The sequence below is a fragment of the Humibacter ginsengiterrae genome, from assembly GCF_054780115.1.
Genome location: NZ_BAAGWY010000006.1, coordinates 16023 through 35862, shown reverse-complemented (window position 1 = coordinate 35862; position 19840 = coordinate 16023). Strand labels below are relative to the sequence as shown.

General features: G+C 67.9%; 14 protein-coding genes. 5 read left to right on the top strand and 9 right to left on the bottom strand.

Annotated features, from left to right (window positions below):
- Positions 1 to 3: 3 nt before the first annotated feature.
- From wecB to ACYVII_RS09000, 7 genes are all read right to left on the bottom strand, one after another.
- The gene (wecB, locus tag ACYVII_RS09030) at positions 4 to 1173 is read right to left on the bottom strand and encodes a UDP-N-acetyl glucosamine 2-epimerase (protein WP_460534104.1); all 1170 of its coding nucleotides are present in this window, start codon (positions 1171 to 1173) and stop codon (positions 4 to 6) included.
- Entirely contained in the window at positions 1163 to 2899 is a 1737-nt protein-coding gene (gene wsfD, locus ACYVII_RS09025) for a glycan biosynthesis hexose transferase WsfD (RefSeq protein WP_460534102.1), read from the bottom strand. The genes wecB and wsfD overlap by 11 nt, the downstream gene beginning before the upstream one ends.
- The gene (locus tag ACYVII_RS09020) at positions 2865 to 3707 is read right to left on the bottom strand and encodes a septum formation family protein (protein WP_460534100.1); all 843 of its coding nucleotides are present in this window, start codon (positions 3705 to 3707) and stop codon (positions 2865 to 2867) included. Before ACYVII_RS09020 ends, wsfD begins: the two co-directional genes overlap by 35 nt.
- A complete protein-coding gene (xrtS, locus tag ACYVII_RS09015; protein WP_460534098.1) occupies positions 3704 to 4273 on the bottom strand; it encodes an exosortase S in 570 nt (189 codons plus the stop codon). The genes ACYVII_RS09020 and xrtS overlap by 4 nt, the downstream gene beginning before the upstream one ends.
- 7 nt (positions 4274 to 4280) lie before the next feature.
- Positions 4281 to 5636, bottom strand: a complete 1356-nt coding sequence (locus tag ACYVII_RS09010; protein ID WP_460534096.1) for a glycosyltransferase family 2 protein — start codon at positions 5634 to 5636, stop codon at positions 4281 to 4283.
- Between the two features lie 153 nt (positions 5637 to 5789).
- On the bottom strand, positions 5790 to 5975 hold the full coding sequence (locus ACYVII_RS09005; protein WP_460534094.1) for a hypothetical protein: 186 nt from the start codon (positions 5973 to 5975) through the stop codon (positions 5790 to 5792).
- A 14-nt stretch (positions 5976 to 5989) separates the two neighbouring features.
- Complete coding sequence (locus ACYVII_RS09000; protein ID WP_460534092.1) at positions 5990 to 7291, bottom strand: PVV-CTERM domain-containing choice-of-anchor G protein; 1302 nt, start codon at positions 7289 to 7291, stop codon at positions 5990 to 5992.
- A gap of 582 nt (positions 7292 to 7873) precedes the next feature.
- Here ACYVII_RS09000 and ACYVII_RS08995 point away from each other — a divergent pair.
- From ACYVII_RS08995 to ACYVII_RS08975, 5 genes are all read left to right on the top strand, one after another.
- On the top strand, positions 7874 to 10828 hold the full coding sequence (locus tag ACYVII_RS08995) for a DNA polymerase III subunit gamma and tau (RefSeq protein WP_460534090.1): 2955 nt from the start codon (positions 7874 to 7876) through the stop codon (positions 10826 to 10828).
- A 3-nt stretch (positions 10829 to 10831) separates the two neighbouring features.
- The gene (gene recR / locus ACYVII_RS08990) at positions 10832 to 11428 is read left to right on the top strand and encodes a recombination mediator RecR (RefSeq protein WP_460534088.1); all 597 of its coding nucleotides are present in this window, start codon (positions 10832 to 10834) and stop codon (positions 11426 to 11428) included.
- Positions 11429 to 11459: 31 nt separating this feature from the next.
- The gene (locus ACYVII_RS08985) at positions 11460 to 12689 is read left to right on the top strand and encodes an ROK family protein (protein ID WP_460534086.1); all 1230 of its coding nucleotides are present in this window, start codon (positions 11460 to 11462) and stop codon (positions 12687 to 12689) included.
- Positions 12690 to 12831: 142 nt separating this feature from the next.
- A complete protein-coding gene (locus tag ACYVII_RS08980; protein ID WP_460534084.1) occupies positions 12832 to 14196 on the top strand; it encodes an MFS transporter in 1365 nt (454 codons plus the stop codon).
- A 20-nt stretch (positions 14197 to 14216) separates the two neighbouring features.
- Complete coding sequence (locus ACYVII_RS08975) at positions 14217 to 15755, top strand: carboxylesterase/lipase family protein (RefSeq protein WP_460534082.1); 1539 nt, start codon at positions 14217 to 14219, stop codon at positions 15753 to 15755.
- 136 nt (positions 15756 to 15891) lie between these two features.
- Here ACYVII_RS08975 and ACYVII_RS08970 read toward each other — a convergent pair whose 3' ends face one another.
- A complete protein-coding gene (locus ACYVII_RS08970) occupies positions 15892 to 18555 on the bottom strand; it encodes a carbohydrate-binding protein (RefSeq protein ID WP_460534080.1) in 2664 nt (887 codons plus the stop codon).
- Between the two features lie 246 nt (positions 18556 to 18801).
- Positions 18802 to 19833, bottom strand: coding sequence for a LacI family DNA-binding transcriptional regulator (locus tag ACYVII_RS08965; protein WP_460534079.1), 1032 nt, complete (start codon positions 19831 to 19833; stop codon positions 18802 to 18804).
- Positions 19834 to 19840 lie beyond the last annotated feature (7 nt).

The following is a 19840-nucleotide window of genomic DNA, read 5'->3' as shown; positions in this document are numbered from 1 at the left end:
CAGCTAGATTCCCACCGGCCGCTCAACAGCGAAATCGGGCATGCGCTCTCCGAAGCCGAGGAAGCTCTCGATCGCGCTCGCCGCCCGGGGAGCGGCCATCCCGTCTCCATACGGGTTGACGGCGCGGCTCATCCGGGCGTAGAGGCCAGGGTCGTCGAGCAGCAGGCTCAGCTCGCGCTCAATGTCGTCGGTACGGGTGCCGATGACCCGCGCCACTCCCGCTCGCACGGCCTCCGCCCGTTCCGTGACGTCGCGGGTGACGAGCACCGGCTTGCCCAGGCTCGGCGCTTCCTCTTGAATCCCGCCGGAGTCCGTCACCACGCAGTGGCTGGCGGCGAGCAGCGTGCAGAATCGCGAGTACCCGAATGGCTCGGTGATGATGGCCCGGTCGTGGTGGCGAAGCACCGGCTCGATTTCACTCCGGACGATCGGATTCGGGTGCAGTGGCAGCACAACGGTGACATCCGGGTGGCCGACGATGACGCGTTCGAGCGCGATGGCCGTTCGTCGGAGTCCGCCATCCCACGATTCCCTGCGATGCCCGGTGACCAGAACGATGCGTTGGCCGGCTCGCACGGCATTCTCGATGCGCGGCTCCTCGAGGGGCACCGAGCGAGCGGCAGTGTGCAGCAGCGCGTCGATCACCGTGTTCCCGGTGACCGCGATCGCATCCGCCGCGACGTTCTCGGCGAGCAGGTTGTTTCTCGCATCAGGCGTCGGTGCCAGGTGGAGCGACGCCAGCTGGCCGGTGATACGCCGATTGCCCTCCTCCGGGAACGGCGAGAGCATGTCGCCGGAACGCAGCCCCGCCTCGAGGTGCACGACCGGCACCTTCGAGTAATAGGAGGCAAGCGCCGCCGCGGACGATGTCGAGGTGTCACCGTGCACCACGACGGCATCCGTGCGGTGCGCCTCGAGGTCCGCGGCGACGCCGGTGAGAACCGCGGCAGCGATTCCGGTGAGGGACTGGCCGGGGCGCGCGATGTCGAGATCGGCGTCCGGGGCGATCCTGAACAGATCGTTCACCTCGTGCACCATCCCGCGGTGCTGTCCCGTCACGAGGATGCGCGTTCGCACCGTGCCGCGCGCGCGGAGTTCCCGGATCAGCGGCGCCATCTTGACGGCCTCCGGCCGAGTGCCGTAGACGAACGTCACCGACGGGTCAAACGGCATCCGTCGTTTCCGTTCTGTCTCGCGTACGGGTATTGCGGCGAAGCAGCATGATCAGGGCCGCGATCGCGGGAAGGCAGAGACCTGTCATGAAGGTCGCGACGATCATGTGCTTGTAGATCTCGGACGCGCCCTCGCTGAGCATCACCGCCCAGAACTGCGTCCACAGCGCGAAGACGACGAAGACGACCGCGAGCCCGAACGCGCGTGCACGCGCGCCGAGTCGACGCCGTGCGGCGACCGCTGTGGCGAGCACGACCGTGAGCAACTGCACGACGACGATCAGAAGCGGCACCGTCGAATAGAAGGCCGAGATGCCGAGGATCGGCGAAAAGCGGTGTTCCTTCGCCCACGGCGGTTCGCCGCTGTTCGCCATGTACGAGCCGATGTATCCGAGCTCGGGATGCGCGATCGCGTCGAGGCCGCGGTCGGCCATGGAGATGAGGCGTTCGGGGTGCTCCAGGTAGAAGAGAACGATCTTCGTCTCCGTCACGTTGTGAAGGAACTCCGCGTAGTGCGGGTTGTACACCGCGGAATCGGCTGATGCGACCGTGGTTCCCGTGCTCGTTGCGAAGCTGCTGTCGAGTCCGAACCACTCGAGGTCTTTCACGGGATTCGGACTGTGCGGGAGCAGTTCGACGAAAATCGCGTTGTAGGTGTTCAGCTCGGTGAATCGCTTCGGCTGGCCGGCCAGGTAAGCCGCGGTCCCTCCGGCCAGCACGAGCACGATGAGCAGGGCGGGGATGCGAAGTGCCAGCTTGCGTACGAAACCCCGTCGTGCCGAGGCGCCTCCGTGGTCGAGATTCGCGTGACGGCTTCGGTAGGGCCGCCAGAGAAGTGCGACCGCCACCACAGGAAGCATCGAGACCATCTGCGTCTTGGCGCCTATGGTGAACGCGCAGGCGACGGCGACGAGCAGGAGGCCGAGCAGATCGGTGCTCTCCCTGCGCCACAGGAACATCAGCGCGATCATCGTTCCGAAGACACCGAGAAAGCACGCCGCTTCGCTGTAGGGCGAGATGAAGAAATCGGCGAACACACCATCGGCCATCACCGCGGTCACACCGGCCGCGATGAGGATGCGGAAGCCGGGCCGACCGGGCAGCTGGGTGACGAAGAGCATAACGAGCAGACCGAAGGCGATCGCGCACAGAATCCCGACCACGCGGGTGTCGAGCCCGTTTCCCCAGCCGAACATCGGCGTGAGCAACTTGGCCGGCCAGAGCAAGAGCGACTGCGTGGAGTAATACGGTTCGCCGGAGCCGTCAGCCCCGCAGGACTCGCCGTACCACTGATGTGGGCTCCAGTGCGGGAACACGTACTGGGTCTGCTTCACATAGTCGTACGGCTCGTCATTGCCGACGCCGAGCTCGCAGAGCAGCCTGTTCCCGTCGCCTTGATCGCCCATTCCGACCACGGTCGGCACGAAGAGGCGAAGGAGCAGCACGGCGGCTGCGACCACGCCGCAGAGCGCGGCGACGAGCCAGAAATGCCGATGTCGGCGCGACGCAGGGCCGGGCATCAGGTGCGCGCTGCCCCAGCCGACGATGCGCACCAGCAACGGGTGCCGCCACCACGCGTTACGCCAGACCGGAGGCTGGGGTGAGTCGCCGACGGTGGTCGACGGCCGGCCGTCCCCGCCATCGCCGGGCCGCTCCTCGGTCAGTACTTCGGACCCTGATCGGAGCTGTTCCTCAGCCCGCGAGGATTGCTCCGGTGACGTAGCCATGTGCGCTCTCACCTCCGATCGTGCATCGAAGCTGGGCGGTCTTATTGGCCTGGAGTACGACGACTCCGGACACTAGGATCGATCGAATGCGTGAAGGGCCGACGTACCCTTGCGCCGGCGGCCCGCAGATCGCCGAGATCGCGGCTGGAGTGGGCGTAGCGGTATCGATGGTGACCCAGTAATCGATGTCCTGGCTGCTGTGCTTCTTGTCGCAGGTGGTCACCGCTCCGGTGAGGCTCCACCCGCCGCCGGGCTCCGCCTTCTGCCGGTAGCACGTGCGGATGGCGGAGGATTCCGGCTTCGACATCACCTGGGCAAGGCTGTGCGTGATGCTGCGTGGGCCGCCGTCCGGGTCGTTCACGGAGACGTCGCAACTCACCGCCCGTGCGCCGTCGGCCCAATCGGCCCTGGTGGGGAAATAGCCGTGTATCGAGACGTTCGTCAACGAGTCGCCCGCCACGGCACCGACGAAGATGCGCAGCGCCGACAGCGAGCACAGTGACGACTGCAGCCTCTGAAGCTGCTGCTGACCCGGCCTCGCCTTCCACGTCGAAAGCGGCGTCCCGATGGTGTTGACTCCGAACGTCTGCATGGTGTGCGGTTTCGAGCAGAGCACCGAAGGGTTGGCGTTGCTCGTCGAATCGATCTCGGGTGACAGTGTCAGGTCGGTGCACCTGCCCACCACGGGGTGCGAAGTGGAGACACCGGGCAGTGCGCTATCGCACGCGGTCAACGATGTGCCGACCACGAGCGCTACGGCGATGAGAGTGAGGGCCCGGATGAAAGTCCGTTTGCCTGTGCCGTTCATCCGCCGTGCCTGGCATGGCGATGGCGACGACGCGAGCGTGAGGCGATGCGGATCAGCAGAATGAAAGACCCGGCGAAGCCGAAGATGACCAGCAGCGATCCCGCGTACTCGTGTACCACGTCGAATCCGCTCGTGCCCCACGTCTGCAACGCGAATGCCGATCCGGCGTACCTGAGCATGTTGCACGTGACCGCGATGGCCAACGCGAGAAGCAGGCCGGAGGCGATGCGGAGCATCCTGAAACCGGGCAGGAAAAGGAGTATGCCTGCCAGGGCGAGGAGCGGCGTGACGAGGATCACGCTCGAGCAGAGCGTCGTGATCAGGATGCCGTGCACGTTGCCCGTGCCCAGACCGAAGTACACCACGTCGCCTGCACTCTGCACGTGGCCGTGCGTGAACAGCCCGACGACCCCGGCCGTCACCGTGGCCTCGATCGTGCGGAAGGCGGCCTGCTGGATCATCAAGAAGGCCGCGAGCAGGATCAGCAGGATTCCGAGGACGACGCTGAGGGGGCTCGCGCCACCGGCGCGGGTGCGCAGCGCCAAAGGCGGTGGGGTGGTGGTCATCGTCGCCTCATGCCTCTCGCGCGAGCAGCTGCCCGTCGCTTTCGTCGTTCCGCCGGGTCTTCGCCCAGCCATTGCGTCCGGTGATCAGCCGTGCGAAGGCGCGCAGCACGCAGACGTAGCTCTGGTACATGTACAGCCAGTAGCCGAACCCCCAGGCCAGCGCGGTGCCGATGGAACGCCCCGGCGCGGCACCGGCACGGCGGTATAGCAGCGGCCAGATGGCGAAGGGAAGGATGCCTGTGAGCACGATGAGGGGCACGAGCCACCATGACGCTGCGAGCCATGCTGCGAGCCCGTCGGCGCTCAGGGCGCCTTCGGCGATCATCGTGATGAACACGGTCGGCCAGAGCACCGTTCCGATGAGTTGCACGTACGGCATGATCAGGAAGTAACCGGCCTCGAGAGCCCCGGAATTCGTGATGTACTGCGATCCGAAGATTCCCGGCAGATAGCGGGCGCACTGCATGCCGCCTTGGCACCAGCGGGTGCGCTGGGTCAGAAGCCGGCGCAGGGAGGGCAGCCCCTCCTGCTCGACGTGCGTGTCGTGCATGTACACGTTGTGATAGCCGGCGAGCATGACGTGGATCCCGAGCTCGTAGTCCTCCAGCAGCGAACCGTGCCAGGGCGCTCCCGCTGAAGCGGCGATGCGCTCGAGCACGTTGAATCGCGTGAATTGGCCGTTGCCGCCCAGTCCGACCGACAGGGTGCGCCCACGCAGGCACTGCATGGCGGCGATCGTGGTACGGAACTCGATGTCTTGCATCCGCACCAGGTAGCGGCCCCACCACTGCCGGGCCTTTCCGCCCTTGGCAGGCTGATCGGCGTCGCGGTTCGACATCCACACCGCAGCTTGGGCCGCACCGGTGGCCGGATCGCCGAAGGCGAGGGTGCCGGATGCCTGGCGTAGCGCGTTCGACGCGAGCCGCCCGTCCGCATCGACCACGACGACAATGGTGCGATCGCGGTCGGCCTCGCGTGGCAACCATGCCCCGAGAGCGCGGTAGGCGGCATTCAGTGCAGCGCCTTTGCCCTGGCGGGCGTCGGGCCGGGCACGTCGCACGAGGTGTACGAGGCGATCCCCGGCCATCAGGCCGTCGACGATCGACGCTGTCGCATCATCGCTGTCATCGTCGATGACCCACACGTGCGCGTTCGGGAACTGTCCGCGAAGGCGACCGACGGTCTGTCCGATCACGGCCTCCTCGTCGCGGCACGGAACGAAGACGTGCCACGAGAACGACTCCGGGTCGCCCTCGGGGTCCGGTTTGCGGCGCAGGAACGGGATCATGATCATCAGCACGTAGGCGAGAAAGATCACGAGAAAGACGAAGGCGAGAGCCTGGGTCGATTCACTCGCTGTCATGGGTAGTGATGCTTCCTGGAGAGGCGGACGCCTGCAGGCGCGTCTTGTCATTCACGAGTGATTGCGCGGATCGCTTCGTCGTGAACGACGCCAATGGGGAAAGGCAGACACCCTTTCGGTGACGTCTGCCTTCCCCCGATGGATGACGTGCGGCTAGCGCCCGTTCGCCACGTTGTGCCGACGGTTGCGGTACACGGTGCGCACGATGATCAGCGCTCCGACGGCGATGGCGATGCTCGCGAGAATGATGAATCCGACGGGAATCGATGACCCGGTGCTCGCGAGGCCCGCAAGGCCCGCGCCTCCGGCGATTCCGCCGCCGATCTTTCCTCCGTACATCGTTCGAGTTCCTTTCAGGCCACCGGCAGGGCCGCGGTGCGGCGGCGTGCGCGGTAGGCGATGAACCAGGCGCCACCGATGAGGAGCGCGATTCCTCCCGCGAGTCCGGCGCTGGCCGGGTTCACGATCGGAACAGCGTTGGGTCCGGCGTTCGGCCCGACCGTCGCGTTCGCGAGGTTGATGGTGGAGACGGTTCCGCCGAGCAGTTCGAGCTGCGCGGCCGTCTCGGTGAAGGAGCCATTGCTCGTCGTCTGCACGTTGACGTTCAGCGCCGCAAGCCCGCTGATGGCGGTTCCCAGCGGCGTGACGAGGTTGTTGTTGAGGCCCGAGAGGATCGGGTTGAGTAGGCCCTTGGCCGTGGTGAGTGCGGTGTTCAGTATCACGCCGACAGGGTTGAGCGCCCCAAGTGACGTCACCTGGTTCTGCGCCTGCGTAAGGATGCCGTTGACGTCGTTGGTGAGCACTGTTGCGACGGCGGCCGGCACGTAGGAGAGCAGGTTCGTGCCCTCCGGCAGGTCGTTGACGCTGGTCACTCCAGCCGCGGCGAGCAGATCGGCGAGCGAGATCTTGACGCTGCCGTCCGCGTTGAGCGGATTCGGCACGGTGACACCCGCGACACCCAGCGCTGTGATCAGCGTCTGCAGCGGCGTGTACAGGCTCTGCACGATCGGGGTAACCACGGTGCCGTTGACCGTGATGTCCGCTGAGCCCAGCGTGTAGTTGCCGGTCTGCGTTCCCGTCGTGGTTTCGTTCGCCCCGGCCGCGAGTGCACCGAGCGAGACGTTCAGTCCGACCGGTGAGGTGGCGGAGCCGACGGCGATCTGCGCCGTACCGGTCGGCGTGCCGATCGGGTTGGACTCGGGGATCGCCGTCGAGACGCCCACGAGGCTCGGCGCCTGGCTGACCGCGCCCGAGAAGGCGAAGGATGACCCGTCGTCGTTCGCCCGGGCGAACTGCCCGACGGCCCCGAGCTGGATGATGCCGTTGCCGGCGAGCAGGTCCGTGCCGCCGACGGTCACGTTCAATGCCTGAAGAGCCGTCGCATCCAGCGCAGGGCTGTCGACGATCACGTCACCGGTGGCCGTCGTGTTCGAGGCGGTGACACCGGCAAGACCGGCGACGCCGGCCAGATTCGCCTGGGTGAACAACGTCGAACTGAGGAATTGCCCGTTCGACTGCGACACGACGCCTGCTGCGTTCGCCACGCCGGGGATGACCAGGGCAACGGCCAATCCCAGTGCGACAGCCGAACCCGCGACGCCCGCGACCGTCCTGTGCTTGCGGCGCCGCCGGAACGCCTCGACTTGATGTGACATCAACTTTCCCCAAACTGCGGCGGCACGCCGACGCATAGCCAGACAGGCAGCACTCGAGACAGCAGCGCTGAACCATCCGTAGGCGACAGCGATCGCCGCAGCACTCTCTCAGAGACAGTGCGACCGCGGACCGATGCCGCAATTCCCGAAAATCCCGATACGGCCCCCGAGGGGCCCGTGCTCACGTTAGCGGCCACATCACGGTGTGGGGAGACCTCACGTACCCCCCCTTGAGGGGCTGGCGGGACAACCAGGTTGTGCGATATTCAGACGTCTGAATATGACGTGGAAGGCTTCCTCAACACGGGGGCTTCGGTGCACCACGGTCCACGTTGCTCGCCCCTGTTAGGGGGTGAACCTCCTTCGGGCGCTTGACCTCAGCCGCCACAGAGCCGCTACGGTTACAGGCGGTTCGAGGTCGTGTCGGGGCACGACCTCGAGGGCGCGGAGGGGACCGTCCAGGGGGTGGACGGCTCCGCGCCACTGGGGGCTTTCCGGCCACAGGTCGACCCGACTTCCGGAGTTCACGGGCACCGTTTGCGACCTCAATCGTGTGTCGGGGGTCCCGACTACCATTGACGCGTGGTCACCGCCCTGTATCGCCGCTACCGGCCAGAGACGTTCGCCGAGATGATCGGCCAGTCTCAGGTGACCGAGCCGCTGATGACGGCGCTGCGCACGAATCGCGTGAATCACGCCTATCTCTTCAGCGGGCCGAGGGGGTGCGGCAAGACCACGAGTGCGCGCATCCTCGCCCGTTGCCTGAACTGTGCGGAGGGCCCCACCGACACCCCGTGCGGCCAGTGCCAGAGCTGCATCGAGCTCGGCAGGGGAGGGCAGGGTTCGCTCGACGTCGTCGAGATCGACGCGGCGAGCCACAACGGCGTCGACGACGCCCGCGACATTCGTGAGCGCGCCATCTTCGCTCCCGCTCGCGACCGGTACAAGATCTTCATCCTCGACGAGGCGCACATGGTCACGCCGCAGGGCTTCAACGCACTGCTGAAGATCGTGGAGGAACCGCCGGAGCACGTGAAGTTCATCTTCGCGACGACCGAGCCCGACAAGGTGATCGGCACCATACGCTCGCGCACGCATCACTATCCGTTCCGGCTGGTGCCTCCCGCCCAGATGCTCGACTACGTGCAGCACATGTGCGAGAGCGAGGGGATGTCCGTGGCCCCCGGCGTTCTGCCGCTCGTCGTCCGCGCCGGCGGAGGCTCGCCACGTGACACGCTCTCCCTCCTCGACCAGCTCATCGCCGGCTCCGAGGGCGCGACCATCGAGTACGAGCGTGCGGTCGCCCTGCTCGGCTACACGCACGCCGCGTTGCTCGACGAGGTCGTGGATGCGATCGGTGCTGTGGATGCCGCATCCGCCTTCGCTGCCGTCGACCGGGTGATCCAGACCGGGCAGGACCCGCGGCGATTCGTCGAAGACCTGCTGGAGCGCCTGCGCGACCTCATCATCGTCGCCGCCACGTCTCCGGATGCCGCCGCCGCAGTGCTGCGCGGCACCCCGCAAGAGGAGCTGGACCGTATGTCGGTGCAGGCATCCGTCTTCGGTACCGCAGAGCTCTCGCGGTGCGCCGACATCGTGAACAGCGCGCTCACCGAGATGACCGGTGCCACCTCGCCGCGGCTGCACCTCGAGCTGATGATCGCCCGGATGCTCGTGCCCGCCTCCGACTCGACGGATCGTGGTGCGCTCGCCCGGGTCGAGCGGCTCGAACGCCGCGTCGGTGTACAGAACACTGCGGGGGGGGCCGGCGGAGCTGCGCCACCGGGTCAACCGGCGGCGGCTCGGACAGCTGTGGGCTCGCGCATGCCGGTCGCACCGTCGGTGCAGCAGGCGGCCGCACAGGATGCCGAACCGGGAGCGGCCGCGAAGTCCGCGACATCCGCCTGGTCCACGAGCACGGCTGCGGCCGAGACCACGCCAGGGCGCGTCGCAGGCTCTGCGCGGTCGCGACCTGCCGAGTCGGCGCAAGCGCATGCCTCCGAGAGCGGTGCCGGGGTAGTGGGTGAGGCGGAGTCCCCGGGTACTCCGGCCGAGTCTGCTACTACGCCAGAACCGGACGAAACCGCTACGGGGAAGCCGGAACCGAACGAACCGGCAGTCGTCGATCCAGCGGTCGCGCAGGCCGCGGCGTTCGCTGCGGCCGCCGCAGCGAAGAAGGGCAGCAACGCCGGCGGTGCGCTCGGGGCGTCCGCCGATGGTGCGGCAAGCGGTGGCGATGCGGCATCCGCATGGGCAACGCCCGGTGTGACCGACGATGCACCTACGGTGCAAGTCGGTGCGGTGACGACGCAGCAGGTCAGGGATGCCTGGCCTGAGATCCTCGAATCCGTCGCCGAGGCGAGCCGCAACGCCTGGGCCGTCATCTACACGGCGACCGTGCGCGCGCTCGACGGGGATGTGCTGTCGTTGTCGTTCCCGAGCGCGAACGACGTGGAGAGCTTCCGCGGTACGCCGGGCGCCAACGATGCCGCGAGCGAGGTGCTGAGGCAGTCGATCGTCGACCTGCTCGGCATCCGGGTGAAGTTCGTCGCGAAGGCCGCCGGGCTCGACGGGGGCGCACCCGGCGGGCCGGAACGCGGCGGCCCGGGCAACGGTGGACCGGGCAGCGCTGGGTCAGGCCCCGGACAACCGGTACCACCCGGACCAGGACGAGCAGGATCAAGCCAGAGTGCGCAGCCCTCCGGGAACGGCAGCATCGCGTCGGCACCAGTGGAGCAGAACCGGGAGAGCCGGCCCTCCAGCGCCGGAGTCCGTGCGTCCACCGCCTCCGTCAGGCCGAGCGCGGCCGCCGGGCCGAGCGCATCTTCCGGCCCGAGTTCGTCCGCCGGTTCGAGTTCCTCCGCCGGTTCGAGTTCCTCCGTCGGCTGGGAGACGGTCGCCATTCCCGGTTCGACGACCGCGGTGCTCGAGCGACCGCTCGACCATCCAGCGCCGGACGAAGCAGCTGACGTCCCCCGCTCGGCGGAGCGAACCGCATCTGCCGAGGACGCGCGCGGTGGAGCCGCACAGCGCAACGAGCCCGCGCGCAACGAGGCGGCGACGACGCAGATCGACTCCGCCGCGGGTTCTCGATCCGCGACATCCGCGTCCGACGACGAAGGCTGGTACGTGGGCCCGGACGATGCCGCAGTCCCCGACGACGCAGTCCCCGACGACGCCGCAGCCCCCGACGACATGGAGCCGCCGTTTCCTGACGACGGATCCGTGACCGACGGCGCCCCGGCGCCCGGCGCCGCGACGCCCATGCCGGCCGCCGGCACGACGGCCGGTTCGCCCTCGCAGGGCATTCGCACGGAACAGGACGGGCCGTCCCCGACCAGCCAGAACCCGAACCGCAGGAACGACGCGCGGAGCGCATCCGCCCGGCCGAAAGCATCCGTCGGTTTCGGTGCGCCCGTGCGCTACGGCGAGGCCGTCGTGCGCGAGCTGCTCGGCGCCAAGTTCATCGAGGAGCAGCAGATCACGCCGCCCTCCAGCTCTGGCGGCACCGGTGGCCCCGCCGGATGGCAGAGGTAAGCCGTGTACGAAGGCGTCGTCCAAGACCTGATCGACGAGCTCGGCCGGCTGCCCGGAGTCGGGCCGAAGTCTGCGCAGCGCATCGCGTTCTACATCCTGCAGACGGAGACCTACGACCCGTCGCGACTGGCGGACGTGCTCACCACGGTGCGCGACAAGGTGCGGTTCTGCGAGATCTGCGGCAACGTCAGCGAGCAGACGACCTGCTCGATCTGTCGTGACCCACGGCGTGACCAGAGCCTGATCTGCGTCGTCGAAGAGGCGAAAGATGTGGTCGCGATCGAGCGCACCCGCGAGTTCCGTGGCCTGTACCACGTGCTCGGAGGCGCGATCAGCCCGATCCAGGGAGTGGGCCCCGACCAGCTGCGCATCCGCCAGCTGATGTCGCGGCTCGCTGACGCCTCGGTGCGCGAGGTCATCATCGCCACGAACCCCAACGTGGAGGGCGAGGCGACTGCCGCCTACCTCAGCCGCATGCTCCAGGCGATGGAGATGCGGGTGACCCGGCTGGCATCCGGTCTGCCCGTCGGCGGCGACCTCGAGTACGCCGACGAGGTGACACTCGGGCGAGCCTTCGAGGGGCGCCGGCTCGTCGGGTGACGAGCGCGCGACGAAGAGGCGGGTCCGAACGGTGAGTGAGCAGGCACTGGATGCCCGCGGCACGCTGGTCAGCAGCGATGTGCGCAGGCGCAACCTCTCGATCGTCGCGACGGCGCTCGCCGAGCGGGGGCCGCTCTCCCGCAGCGAGATCGCGGCCGCTACGGGGCTCACCGCCGGTGCAGTGACGCTCCTGACCAGCAGTCTCCTCGACGCGGGCGTCATCGCCGAGAGTGCGGAGTCCGAACCGACCCGCCGCGGTCGTCCGAAGACCCGTTTGTCTCTCTCCGCCGACCATCTCGCGTTGCTCGTTGTGCAACTGGATGCCGACACGGCAACCGCGCTGCTCGCGACCCTCGCGGGGGAGACGCTCGCACGGGCATCCAGGCACCACGGTCGCCCGCTCGGCGATCCGGATGCCGTGCTCGATGTGCTCGCGAGCGTCACGAACGAGGCACTGGATGCAGCAGCTCAGCTCGGCAGAACCGTTGCTGACGTCACCGTGATCGCCTTCGCACCGGTCGGCGGTGAACCGGCGATCGTGCTCGCCGACACCGACCTGCTGTGGGGGCCGGTCGACCTTGTGGAGGGACTCCGCAGCCGCGCGCCACGCCTGCCCGAAGCGCGGCTCGTGGGCGACACCACGGCGGCCGCCCGCGAAGAACTGGCCGCTCATCCGGGCATCCGCGATCTCGTGTATCTCAAGAGCAACTCGGGAATCGGCGGTGCGCTCGTCGTCGACGGTGCAGTGATCGTCGGCTCGCACGGCTATGCCGGAGCACTCGGGCACGTCGCCATCGACCACGACGGCGCACTGTGCGTGTGCGGCCAGCGCGGATGCCTGGTCACGGTCGCCGGCCCTGACCTGCTCCTCGAGCGTGCCCGCCTGCAGCACGTGCTCGCCGAGCAGGGCCTCACGGCCGCGCTGGCCGAGTTCGTCTCCCGGTTGAAAGCCCGTGACCTCGAGGCGGCCGCGGCATGGACGGATGCCGTTCCCTGGATCGCGCGCACCGTGCGCATTGTCACGATGGCGCTCGACCCGCAGCTCGTCGTGATTGGCGGCTTCTGGGCAGAACCGCAGCTGACCGAGACGATCGCGGATGCATTCGCGGAGGGCGACCTCCTGATGGGCGCCGGGTCCGTGTTGCCGGCTGTCGTGCCGAGCGGACTCGGTGATGACGCCGCCGTCCTCGGTGCGCTTCGGGATGCTCGCGAGCGCCTTCTCGAGGACCCGCTCGCGCTGCAGCCGCTGCTGGCCGACTGAATGCCAGCTGCCGCTGGTGTTTGTCGAGGGGAGCCCTAAAGATCTTTAGTTCAACGCTTGAAATAAACTGGGAACAAGCGCATACTCGCTCCGACGCGTCTTACCCCCACAGCTGTGCCTACTCGACGATGAGGAGACATTCATGACCACTACGCCTCAGCGCGACGGACTCGACACATCCGAGCCCGTCGCTCCGGCCGTTCCCGCGCAGCCCGTGCTCATCGGGCAGCCTGCCCTGGTGAATCCGCCGGTCCGCTCGGACGACCCGAGCGCGGTCGCGCAGACCCTGTCGCCGGCACGCCGGCGCACCCTGATGGGATCGCTCCTCGTCGGCAACCTCATGCTCTTCGCCACTTACGCCGGCGTCATTGCGATCCTGCTGCCGCAGCAGGTCGCCGACCTCACGCCGGAGAACAAGGTCGGCAACTTCGCGATCGTGACAGCGCTCAGCTCGATCGTCACCATCTTCGTGCAGCCGATCGTGGGCGCGCTCTCCGATCGCACCAGGTCTCGCCTCGGCCGGCGGTCGCCGTGGATCGTCTTCGGCGGCATCGGCGGTGGCCTCTGCGTGATCGCGCTGCAGTTCTCGCCGGGCATCTTCGCGCTGACCGTGATCTGGGTGCTCGCGCAGGTGCTGCTCAACGCGTGGCAGGGCCCGATGTCGTCGATCATCGCCGACCGCATCGAGGTCAGCGGCCGGGCCACGTCGTCCGCGTTCGCGGGTGTCGGGATGTCCGTCGGAGCCGCGGCCGGTGTCATCCTCGCCGGTCAGCTGCTGATGCACCTCGGCCTCGCCTACCTCATCTTCGGCCTCGGCGTGATCGTCGTCTCGGTGCTGTTCGTGGTGATCAACCCTGACCGCAGCTCGAAGCAGCTGGAGCGCACGACATTCAGCTGGCTGGCGTTCGCGAAGTCGTTCTGGGTGTCGCCCCGCAAGCATCCGGACTACGCGTGGGCGTTCGGCGGCCGGTTCTTCATGATCCTCGGCTACCAGGCGATCGCGGCCTACCAGCTGTACATCCTGGAGGACTACATCCACCTCACCCCGGTGCAGGCGGGCTCCACGGCGGGCATGCTGTCCGTGGTCTCGATGGCGTGCATGATCGTCAGCACACTCGTGTTCGGGCGCATCTCCGACAAGACCGGCCGGCGCAAGATGTTCGTCTTCGTCGCAACGATCGTGATCGCGGCGGGCGTGCTCGCGCCGATGGTGTCGCCGACCGTCGGTGCCATGTTCGTTTTCACCGCGATCGCCGGCTTCGGCTACGGCGCGTACATGGCGGTGGATCTCGCGCTCATGATCGATGTGCTCCCGTCGCAGGGCGACGTCGGCAAAGACCTCGGCGTGCTCAACGTCGCTGCGAATGTGCCTCAGGCACTCACGCCCCCGATCGCCGCGCTACTCCTCGGTCTGTTCGCGGGAAGCTACGTCGCGATCTTCATCTACGCGATCGTCGCGCTCGTGCTGTCGTCGTTGCTCGTGTTCCCGATCAAGTCCGTACGTTAGAGAGACGAAGGAGATCATCGATGACCGATCAGCTGACGGATATGGCGAAAGCGGGAGCCGACGGTTCCGCGGGCCCGGTCGTGCAGACTCGAGCGGGCGCCGTGCGCGGCGTGCGGCGAGGAGGGTCGGCGGCATTCTTGGGCATCCCGTTCGCCAAGCCTCCGGTGGGGGAGCTGCGATTCGCCGCGCCCGTTCCGCACGAGGGGTGGGATGGCATCCGCGATGCGACTCAGTACGGCGCCACCCCGCAGCGCAAGGCGCTTGCGGAGATCACGCTCATCCCTGAGCCGTCGATCCCAGGCGACTCGACGCTGAACGTGAACGTCTTCACGCCGGCTCCAGGCGACACCGAGGCGGCGTTGCCTGTGCTTGTGTACATCCACGGCGGCGGCTTCGTCGCGGGGTCCCCGGCGAGCCCGTGGTACGACGGCGCGGCGTTCAACCGCGACGGCGTCGTCACGGTGAGCGTGTCGTACCGGCTCGGGTTCGAGGGCTTCGGCTGGGTTGAAGACGCTCCGCTCAACCGCGGCATGCTCGATTGGATGCTCGCACTCGAATGGGTGCGCGACAACATCCGGTCCTTCGGCGGGGATCCTGGCAAGGTGACGATCGCCGGGCAGTCCGCGGGTGGTGCGTCGGTGTTCGCCCTGCTGGCCAGCCCGAAGGCGGCGCACCTGTTCCGCTCCGCGATCTCGCTCTCCGGGCCGGTCGCCGACAGCTCGCTCGAAGCGGCCGAGGCGAACGCCCGCCGGCTCGCCAAAGCGGCCGGGGTGGAGCCGACAGTAGCGGGGTTCTCGTCGCTGGACGAGACTCGCGTGCTGCAGCTGCAGAACGAGGCCGACCCGATCGCGGGCTCGGGCGGGACGTCAGCCGACCCGCTCGCCGGCGTCGGCCGGCTCGCCACGCGGGCCATGCCGTGGTGCCCGGTCGTCGACGGAGACCTGCTGCCCACCCATGTGGCGCAGGGGATCGCATCCAGAGCCGCCGCCGGCAAGCCGCTGCTGCTGGGCACGACCGACCAGGAGTTCAACATGGGCGTCGCGTCGCTCGGCGAGCTGCTGGCCGGCGTCGATGCACGGGAGGCGCTGCAGCGGGCGGGCCTGAGCGGAGACGAAGCGGATGCCTACGCCTCCGCGCATCCGGGCGAACCGGCGGTCGCCGTGCTCGGCCAGTTCGTCACCGACGCATTGTTCCGGGCGCCGACGCGTCGTGTCGGCGACGCGCGAGCGCGGGCGGATGCCCCGACCTGGCTGTTCCGCTTCTCGTGGCAGTCGCCCACGATGGCCGGCGCCGTGCACTGTCTCGACGTTCCGTTCTTCTTCGACTGCCTCGGCGCCGAGCGCGTCGACGTCATCGCCGGGACGACTCCGCCACAGGCGCTCGCCGACGAGGTGCACGCGGCGGCCGTTTCGTTCATCGCCACCGGTGACCCCGGTTGGGCCGAGTACCGGCTGCCGGAGCGTGCCGTGATGGCGTACTGCACCCCGTCCCGCGTCGTGCAGGACGGCTTCGGCGACGCGATGGCCGTTCCCGGGCCGTCCTCCGACTCCGCCGGTTGAGCTCGCCGGAAGCCATCCGGCGAGCACGGTTTCGACAAGCTCGACCGCCGAGTCGTATCGCCGGCAGCAGCGATGGCCGGCACCGCGTCCATTGCGATGCCGGCCATCATCGTCCGCGGTCAGGATCCGATGGGCCTCACCATGGAGCCTTCGACGACCGCTCCACAACGGGCGTCCCGGCGACGAACTTCGCCAGGGTCACCGTGTTGATGTTCGGCGCCCAGCCGTTCGGGTTGCCCAGGGTGATCGCGCCACCGGCCGTCTGCAGCGTGAGCGGACTGGTCAGGTTCCAGAAGCTCTGCCAGGCGTAGTTGTTGCGCATCGTCGCCTGCACGGTCGCCCCGCCGGCCTCCGACACATCCACGAAGCGACTGATCACCTGCGGGTTGTAGTTGATGGCCGAAGACCTGTCGGCATTGGCCGCGGCGAGCACCAGCTGATAGTCGCCCGGGCCGAAGCCCGCCGGCCGACTCAGCGTCGCCGTGTTGCCCGCTCCGTTGCCCAGGTGCTCGACATCCTGCCCGTCCACTCCGTTCGAACTCGCGGGCAGCGCCTGCAACGATGCCGTTCCCGCAAGCGTGAGGTCCTGCGGCGCGTACGTCTTGGCATACCTCGAGTCGTGGTCGCTGGCGATCTGGTCGGCGCCGCGCAGGGTGGTGACGGCAGACACGTCCGCTCCGCGCGGCGACGACAGCGTCAACTCGTTCACGCCCTCCGGCAGGAACACCTGCGCTGTCGCGTTCCAGTACCCGGTGCCGTGCGAGGCGGGCAGTGCAACACTCCGGCCGTTCACCGACAGCTGCACCGTAGTGCTGCCGACCGCGCGATACGCGACCGAGACGTCGTAGTACCCCGTGTCGGCGACGGCGGTGAACACCGTCGCAGTGGCGTTGCCGTTCAGACTCACGTCGCCCGCGGTGGACGCCCTGGAGTAGTCGACGGATGCCCCGCCCGACAGCCGAGCATCGATCGCCGGGTAGGTGGCGCGCTCGCCGTCGGTCACGTCGTACAGGTCGAACCGATCAGCGGTGATGTCCGACCCGGGAAGCACGGTGGTGCCGTCGGCGCTGGAGCGCAGCGAGAAGGTGTGCGAACCCTTGCCGAGCTTCACTATGGCCGTAGCCGTCCCGCGGTAGTTCCAGCCGAGGTCCGCCGACTTGGAGACGAGCTGGTTGAGCTTGCCGTCGACGAAGAGCGCCTGCTTGCCGGGCGTCTGATTGGCCCCGCCCAGGATCTCGAGCCGGTAGGTGCCGTCGCGCGGGGCATCCACCTGCCAGGTGAGCGACGAGTCGGGCTTGGTCATGCAGCCGACGTCTTTGCTGCCGGATGCCATATGCGACCATTCGGCGCTCGGGTCCTGGTATGCGACGCACGCGTCCACAACCGTCGAGTTCTCGGCTTCGGTCGAGTCGACGAGATCGGTGCTCACGGTCTGCTGGAGTGCCAGATGAGGCGTGATCTCCACCTGATAGCCGGAGTAGCGGTCGTCGTTCGGGATGGTGACGGTCGCCTTCCCTCCGCTGACGGTCGCCTGGGTTGCGAGCACCACTGACGGCTGAAGCGAGTCGCCCTCCACACCGTTGAGCCTGTCGCGCCGCACCACCACGTCGACGCTGCTGCCGAATATCTTGGTGTCCAGACCGCTCAGGTTGAGGGTGACGTCACTGCTGCCGCCGCCGAGCAGCACGGTGGCCTTGCGCTTGGCGGCATCGATGGCCCCGATGCCCTGCAGCGTGTCGACGGCGTTGAGCTGCGGGGGAGTGACTGTGACGGTCTTGGAGCCCGTGAGATCGCCGTACCACTTCAGCATCCACCACCCCCCGTTCGCGCCGTTCACGCGCGACGAGTTGTCGGAGAGGTTGCCCGCGTAGTTCCAGAACGCCGCCTGCGCGTCGACCTTCTCGTCTTCGAACATGGCCAGCCACTGCACCATCTGCCCGGGAACGCCCATGTCGCGCGGCATTCCGTATTCGGTGATGTCAACCGGGATCGAGGGAAGTCCTACCTGCTCGAGCACCGATCGGTACTCGTCCATGTGGGAGCGGAAGGTCGCCAGATTCTGCGTTCCGAGCTCATGCCAGATCATGATGTCGGGCAGCTCGTCGTGCGCCTTCGCATAGCTGAGGAAGTCGCTCTCGCGGCCGGCGCGCCACACGGCTTCGCCGTCGCCGCCGATGCGCGCGTGTCCGAGCCCGTGCTCGGCATAGACGCCCTCGATGACGTCGTACGCGGCAGACCAGTCGGCCAGGAACTGATCCTTCTGGTTCGTCCAGTCCGGGTACCAGTTGATGCCGTCGGGCTCGTTGAACGGTATGAAGACGTAGTTCTTCGGATGCGCCGACTTCGTCGCTATATCCTCGACGACCTTCTTGAGAATGGGCAGGTAGTCCCATACCCCGTCGCCGTTCGCGTCGCCCGGGCGCTTGCCGCCGTTGTACGGCCAGTCGGGGTACATGTCCTGCACGTACACGTACAGGTCCTTACCGGCTCCCGCGAAGAAGCCCTTCTCGACCTGCAGAGCATCGCCGCTGGGATGCTGTGCGCCGGACGGCGGCTTCTGCGAGATGTTGGTCACGTGTGCGCCGTCGATCACCGGCTGGCTGGGCACGCCCGGATCGCCGAGACCGTAGAGGCTGCCCGAGGCACCTCCGCGGAAGTCGCCGGTGGTCTTGCCGAAGTCCACCGACAGGGTCTGGCCGGATGCGGCTGTCGCCGGCATCGCGCCGGCGAGTGCTGCACCGACCGCCAGGGCTGCCGCCATCGCACATCCGACAGCGGTTCGCCATCGTGTCATAGGCATGCGTACTCCTTCGTACTCGTAAGGATGCGATGCGCTCTCGACTGTTGAAAGCGCTATCAGAGACTGTAGACCGGTTTTGATAGCGGTTTCAAGAGGCGAGCAGGTTCTTCTGCAATCGCCGACCACGCACGCGCTGCCGGCGCGCAAGGGCACCGAAGAGCGCAAAGCGTGAGGCCGGCGTGCGCCGCGAAAATCGGACGAGGCGCGCACGGCTCGAGCGCGGCGCGGACCTGCGCTCTGTCGCAGTCAGACGCGCGACCGGGGCGCCGGACTCGGCGGAGCCGCGCTGTCCCTGCGCACGACGAGCGGGCGTTCCGACGAGAAGCGCACGCCGCTCGACCCGGTGATCGTGTTCTGCAGCAATGCGAAGCCCCTGCGCCCGAGCCCGGCGAAGTCCTGATTCACGGTCGTGAGAGCGGGCGCCCACAGCTCGGCCAGTGGGTGGTCGTCGAATCCCACGACGCTGATGTCATCGGGCACACGCACGCCCCGGTCGGACAGCCCCCTGATCACACCCATCGCGATCTCGTCGTTGCCGCAGAACACCGCGGTGACGTCGGGGTCGTTCGCGAGCATGTGGCCCACTTCGCGGCCGCTGCGCGGTTCCCACGTCGCGTCCAGCGGGGGAGGGATGGCTGCGCCCGCTTTCCGCAGCGCCCGCTTCCAGCCCGTGGTGCGGCCGTCCTCGCGACGCGAGGGAGGCACGCGTACGTGGTGCACCGTCGCGTGTCCCAGCTCGAGCAGGTACTCGGTCAGCTCCTGTGCGCCGCGCGTCTCGTCGATGACGGCCTGAGCGACTCCGCGCTCCCGTAGACCGGACAGCGCGACGACGGGCAGGCCCTCAGGCATCCGATGCAGGGCTGCTACACCCGGTTTGTCGAACTTGAGCACGACAACGCCGGCTATCGCCTGGTTGAGCGCCATGGTCACGGCGTGCTCGACGTCTGCGTCGCCGGCGCTTTCGACGACCGTGATCATCACGGTGTAGCCCTCGGCGCGGGCCGCTTCCTCGACGCCCCTGATCGCTTCGGCATACCCGTAATTGGACGTGTTGCCCGCTATGACGGCGATCACGTCGGATTTGCCGGATGCCAGCGCTCGCGCGGCAGCACTCGGCCGGAAGCCCAAGCGCGCGATGGCTGCCTCGACACGCTCGCGCTTGTCCTGACGCACGTTAGCGGCACCTGTGAGGACGCGCGAGACGGTGGGAACGGATACGTCGGCCAGCTTCGCCACGTCCGCCATGGTCGGAGTGCGCGCCGCGCCCGCTGTGCTCATGTACCTG